The sequence below is a fragment of the Streptomyces sp. SID14478 genome (genome assembly GCF_010548525.1).
GTDB lineage: Bacteria > Actinomycetota > Actinomycetes > Streptomycetales > Streptomycetaceae > Streptomyces.
The window spans coordinates 1-996 of record NZ_JAAGMG010000371.1 but is presented as its reverse complement, the minus strand read 5'-3'; the positions used below and the strand labels follow the sequence as shown (position 1 = coordinate 996).

The following is a 996-nucleotide window of genomic DNA, read 5'->3' as shown; positions in this document are numbered from 1 at the left end:
GGCCGAGGGCGAGCGCCACCGCGGCGCCCGCGTACAGGGCGGCCACGGCCGCTCCCGCGTAGAGCCCGGCGGTGCGGCGCTGCTTGCGCGCGGCGTTTCTGACTTCGTCCCGCACCGCCTCGCGGACGGCCCGGGTCACCTCATCGGTCAGTCGCTGGTCCAAGCGTTCCATGGCGGCCGGGTACCCGCGCCGCGCAGCGGGTAACGGCGGCTTCCGGGAAGTGATCACGCGGTGGATCGGCGCCAACTAGGCTCGCCCGTATGGAAATCCTGGGAACCACGCTGCGCATCTGCGTCGAGGACCTGGAGTCCTCGGTCACCTTCTACGAACAGCTGGCGGGCGCCACGGCGCTGCGCTTCGAGCGCGGCGGCGTCTCGGTGGCCGCCGTCGGCTGCTTCCTCCTGATGAGCGGACCCGAGCAGGAGCTGGAGGTACTGCGCAAGGTCACCGCCACCATCGCGGTGCGCGACGTGGACGAGGCCCACGCGGTCCTGACGGCATCGGGGGCGAAGGTCGTGGCGGGCCCGGTGCCGACACCGGCGGGCCGCAACCTCATCGCCCTGCACCCCGACGGCTCGGTCTTCGAGTACGCGGACCGGCAGGTACCGGCGCAGCCCTGAGCCCGTGCGGTGCACGTATCCTCGCCCGGAGCACGACGGCGAAGGACGGTGCAGTGGCGGTCAAGCAGGAGAAACCGGCTCAGGGACGGACGCCCCTGAGCGCGCGGGCGCGCGACGAGGTGCGTCGGCGCATCGTGGACCGCTCCTACCCGATGGGCGCGCGCCTCGTGGAGCGGGAGGTGGCCGAGGAGCTGCGAATGTCCCGGGTGCCGGTGCGCGAGGCGCTGCGCGCGCTCGTCGCCGAGGGCCTGCTGGAGCTGCTGCCGCACAGCGGTGTGCGGGTGCGGCGGCTGGAGCGGGCCGACGTACGGCATCTGTACGAGGTGTGGGAGCCGCTGACCGTGCAGGCGTCGCGGCTCGCGGCGCGGGCGGTGG

At 73.7% G+C, this 996-nt stretch carries 2 protein-coding genes; both read left to right on the top strand.

Annotation, left to right across the window (positions count from 1 at the left end; genetic code table 11):
* Positions 1-261: 261 nt before the first annotated feature.
* The gene (locus G3I40_RS12100; protein WP_164302157.1) at positions 262-621 is read left to right on the top strand and encodes a VOC family protein; all 360 of its coding nucleotides are present in this window, start codon (positions 262-264) and stop codon (positions 619-621) included.
* A 53-nt stretch (positions 622-674) separates the two neighbouring features.
* On the top strand, positions 675-996 hold a 322-nt coding region (locus G3I40_RS12095), incomplete at its 3' end, for a GntR family transcriptional regulator (protein WP_164302156.1).